At 69.4% G+C, this 4,308-nt stretch carries 3 protein-coding genes; 1 reads left to right on the forward strand and 2 read right to left on the reverse strand.

Going from position 1 to position 4,308, the window contains the following annotated elements; translation table 11 throughout:
- Nucleotides 1-884: 884 nt before the first annotated feature.
- Nucleotides 885-1,880: an ABC transporter ATP-binding protein gene (locus NBZ85_RS28290; RefSeq protein ID WP_498041270.1), complete on the reverse strand. Its 996-nt coding sequence runs from the start codon at nucleotides 1,878-1,880 to the stop codon at nucleotides 885-887.
- 117 nt (nucleotides 1,881-1,997) lie between these two features.
- Nucleotides 1,998-2,651 (reverse strand): MOSC N-terminal beta barrel domain-containing protein, encoded by a 654-nt coding sequence (locus NBZ85_RS28295; protein ID WP_261560606.1) that lies wholly within the window; start codon nucleotides 2,649-2,651, stop codon nucleotides 1,998-2,000.
- A gap of 493 nt (nucleotides 2,652-3,144) precedes the next feature.
- Here NBZ85_RS28295 and NBZ85_RS28300 point away from each other — a divergent pair, with 493 nt between their 5' ends.
- Nucleotides 3,145-4,296, forward strand: coding sequence for a YqcI/YcgG family protein (locus NBZ85_RS28300; RefSeq protein ID WP_261560607.1), 1,152 nt, complete (start codon nucleotides 3,145-3,147; stop codon nucleotides 4,294-4,296).
- The last annotated feature ends 12 nt before the right edge of the window (nucleotides 4,297-4,308 follow it).

Genomic DNA, 4,308 nt, shown 5'->3' on the forward strand with positions numbered 1-4,308 from the left:
CCGTCGCCCCGACCCCGGACTCCACCGTCCGACGCACACGCATCCTCAACGGACTGATCAACGAATACCGCAACGCCGCCTGACCACCCCCACGGACGATCATGTCAACCGCAAAAGGCCAGCCCACAGGCCGAAACCCGGATTCTGGAGCCCCACACCACACAGCGCAGACAAGGAAACTCACACCAAAGAAAAAACAACTACCCTCGATAGCTGTTTGATTACTTAGAGTGTCCGAGGGGGGACTCGACCACTACGCCCACGCCCTCAACCAGCGCACGCGCTTTCCCACCCTTCGGCCGGCAGGTGACCGGTGACCGCGGGTGAGGCGGATATTGAGATTCGAGAGGATCAAGACAGTTTCGGAATAGCTTCCTTGTCGCGGGCGGACCGCGCCGCCGCGGGAGCGACAGACAGCGGAGGTGGGGAAGAGGCGGTCATCAGTTCCTTCTCGACATGGGTCACGCACGGCGAGGACTCAGCTGACCGCCGCTATCGTGACGGCGAGCTGCCGCGCCGACGCTGAACGCCCCCAGCGTTCCAAGCAACCGGTCGCCAGACATTCCCCACAGTAGGAACATCCGATTCGGGCCGATACACCATCACTCACCTGCCTGAAAGCACTCCGGCGCGCCCACAACTCCGTCCCGACAGCAGCGAAACGTTCCGGTCCCTCCGGGGTCGGCCCGTACCGCGTCCCGGCTGGCAGGAGACCACCGGCGGCGACACCCGCAGCGCTCCACGTTCCGAGCAGCGGGGCGGAGCCTGCGATCATCGGTGTCGCAGCTCCGCCGCTGTCTTATGCCTGCCGCGGGGAGCGCGGATCTCGCTGACTGACCATCCGGCGATGGTGCTCACGGCCGGAGGGGTTACCGGTTAACTGGTTAACCGGCGGGAGCCGTGGCGGCCACGACCGCTTCGGAGTCCTTGCTCATCGGCTGGGGCGGGGTGACCCCGCTGTCCGGCGACGGCGACGGCTTCCGGCGCCGGGCGGCCGGGATGATCATCGGGGTGGCCGTCTCGGGATCAGGGATCACTCGGCAGGCGAGGCCGAAGGTCTCCTCGACCAGCTCCGCGGTGACGATCTCGGTAGGCGGGCCCTCGGCGACGATGCGGCCGGCAGCCATCACGACGAGGTGGGTGGCGTACCGGCAGGCCTGGTTGAGGTCGTGCAGGACGGCGACCAACGTGCGGCCGTGGTTCTCGTGCAGGTCCGAGCACAGGTCCAGCACGTCGAACTGGTGGGTGATGTCGAGGAAGGTGGTCGGCTCGTCGAGCAGGAGGATCGGCGTCTCCTGCGCCAGCGCCATCGCCAGCCAGACCCGCTGGCGTTGCCCGCCGGAGAGCTCGCCGACGAACCTGCTCGCGAGATCGGTGACGCCGGTGACCGCCAAGGCATCGCGCACGACCTGTTCGTCGCGGGCAGACCACTGGCGCCAGATCGTCTGGTGCGGATACCGGCCGCGGCTGACGAGGTCGAAGACGGTGATGCCGTCCGGCGCGATCGCGGTCTGCGGAAGCAGGCCGAGGCGGCGGGCGATCTCCTTCGACGGCAACGACGCGATCTGCGCGCCGTCGAGACGCACCGTGCCGGCAGTCGGCCGCATCACCCGGGCGAGCGCGCGCAGGAGAGTGGACTTCCCGCAGGCGTTGGGACCCACGATCACGGTGAAAGCACCGTCGGGGATGCGCACCGCGAGGCCCTCGGCAACGATCCGCCGGTCATAGGCGAGGGTCAGCTCCTCACCGAGCAGCCGGGCCAGCGGGCGACCGGCGCCGTCCGAGGCCGGCGAGCCCTCCGCCGCGGGCGCCTGCGGGGCCGGCCGGGGCTGGGCGAATCGGGCCGCCGGACCGTGGCGCCGCCAGGGTGCGAAAGCCACCCGTCCTCCCTGTTGTCTGCCTGCTGTCGTCGGGTGCGCGCCGCCGACGGTGGCACGCACGCCTCGCGGATACCCCTGCCTACCAGCCGAAACCCTTGAATATTTGGTTAGGTTACCTTAAACCGGCGTCGACGTCGACCTGATCGCCGAGGCGCACCGTCCCGGGCCGCACGACCCGGGCGACGACGCCCAGGATGATCCCGTTCGGACCGCGACGACAAGCTCGCCGATCCCGACGCGGCGGCCGACCCAGGAGTCCTCCTCGAACGGCGCGGTCCCGGCGACGGTGACGGTCATCCGGAAGCGGCGCAGGTCCCGGCCGGCCGAGGCGGTGTCCGCGACCCGGTCCACAGAGCCGGAGCCGAGCATGGTCACCGGTCCCTCGTCCCAGCCGACGCCGATCCGTTCGGCCAGCACCAGGGACACCGGCTGCCCCAGGTAGTCCGACAGCACCTCGGCCGGCGGCCCGGGCACCACCCGACCGGCCCGCCGCTTACCCAGGAACGTCCCGGCGACCCGCTGGTCGGACGGGGTCAGCGAGCCCTTGACGACCGAGCCATCGGGGAACTCCACCGCGATCCGGCCGGCCGCCAGATCCAGCTGCGGTCGAACGGAACCCAACGCCGGGAAGTCGCGCAGAGTCACGATTTTGCCAGCGGAAGTGATCAAGAACAGCCGCCGGTCCTCGGCGACTCCGTCCGGACCCACCCTCAGCTCGGTGCGGGAAACCACGGCCAGAGCCTTGACCGGGGCGATCGCCAGACCACTCACGGTAAGTGCCAATCCACCCTCCGCTCTTCTGGACACCTAAAATCCAAACAATGTGGCGTATATCACAAATAGAAGCCAACTCTTGAGTCGTTCGAGTCGGCTGCGTAATGTCCCGACCGACAAGCCATAAGGTACACCTAACTTTATCTGGAGGTTCCACTACCGGCAGGGCCGCTGATCAGGTGGTCACCCTCTCCCGGCCCGCCGGCTGGGGCTCCGCCACGCCGGCCCGACCGCGCGTGAGGGTACGGCGAAGTGGGCCGGACCCGGCCTGCCGGTCGCGAAGGGGCGGCCCGCACCCATCCAGGTCGCGGAGCTCGATCTCCGCGGGTGACCGCGGCGGCCGGCGCCGGATCGTCGCCGTGCCCGGCGCCGGGCCCGCACACACCGGCAGAGGCCCATCGGGCTCGACCGGCCCGGCCCGGGAAGAGTCGGCGCCCGTATTCCCCCCTTTCCACCGATCGTCCTCGGCTGTCTCGACTATGGGGTGAGCATGTCCGCGAGTATCACTGATTCGTACCGCGAGGAAGTTCTGGACCTGGCGATAGGGCCGGTCCCGGAATGGGGGGAAGCCTCCGTCCTGAACATGATGGCCACCCTTCAGTCGGATTCGGAACCCTTTCCGTGCGTTTTCGCGGTGGCAGCGTCCAGGCGCGGTGGGCTTCGTTTCGGCTTCGTCGATGATCTCCACGACGAGCGCACCTGGTCCCGGTTGCCGGAAATCCTCGCCAGCTATCTCGCCGTCTACCAGACACTGTCCCAGGACACCTCGCTCATCGTCTTCTTCGGCACCGGACCGGACCGGGAACCGGACGCATCCCCCGCCCACACCCACACCGGCACCGGCACCGTCGCCAAGGAGGAACAGGAGGAAGAACAGGACGCGGTCCTCCGGTACGAGCGGCGGTTCTGGTCGCTGCTGCAGTACCTGCACGACAACGACGGTGACCCGTGGCCCTCGGACATCCCCACCGACACCGACGACCCCGGCTGGGAGTTCAGCTTCCGCGGAACCCCGATCTTCGTCGTCTGCAACACGCCCGCGCACCGGCGGCTGCGCAGCCGGAGCAATCCGGTCTACACCCTGACCTTCCAGCCCCGCTGGGTGTTCGAGGGGCTCGGCGCACAGACCCCGCGGGGTGCGACGGCTCGCCGCATCATCCGCGAACGGCTGCGCCGGATGGACAGCGTCGACTCCATCCCGATGCTCGGCTCATACGGCGACCCGGACAACCGGGAGTGGAAGCAGTACTTCCTGCGCGACGACGCCTCGGTCGCCGACGGCTGCCCGTTCCATACCGGGACCGGGCGGCCGACCGGTCGCCGGCCGGTGGCGCAGGACCGGTTCAAGGTCGTCGTCAACGACGAGCTGCAGTTCTCGGTGTGGCCCGAGGGTCGCCGCAACGCCCTGGGCTGGTTCGACGCCGGCGTCGCCGGCAGCCGGCAGGAGTGCCTGGACCGCATCGAGCAGACCTGGACGGACCTGCGGCCCCGCAGCCTGCGCCGGACCATGGCCGGTTCCGCCGGCCGGCCGGACGGGCCCAGCCGCGGCACGGCCGGCCATGGCTGGGACAGGCAGCGGGCCGGGTCGGCCGACGCCGCCACCGCGGCGGCGGCGAGGGAACCGGTCGGCGTTCCCACCTGACCTGCGGACCGG

It is taken from the genome of Frankia tisae (genome assembly GCF_025403405.1).
In the GTDB taxonomy this organism is placed as follows: domain Bacteria; phylum Actinomycetota; class Actinomycetes; order Frankiales; family Frankiaceae; genus Frankia; species Frankia tisai.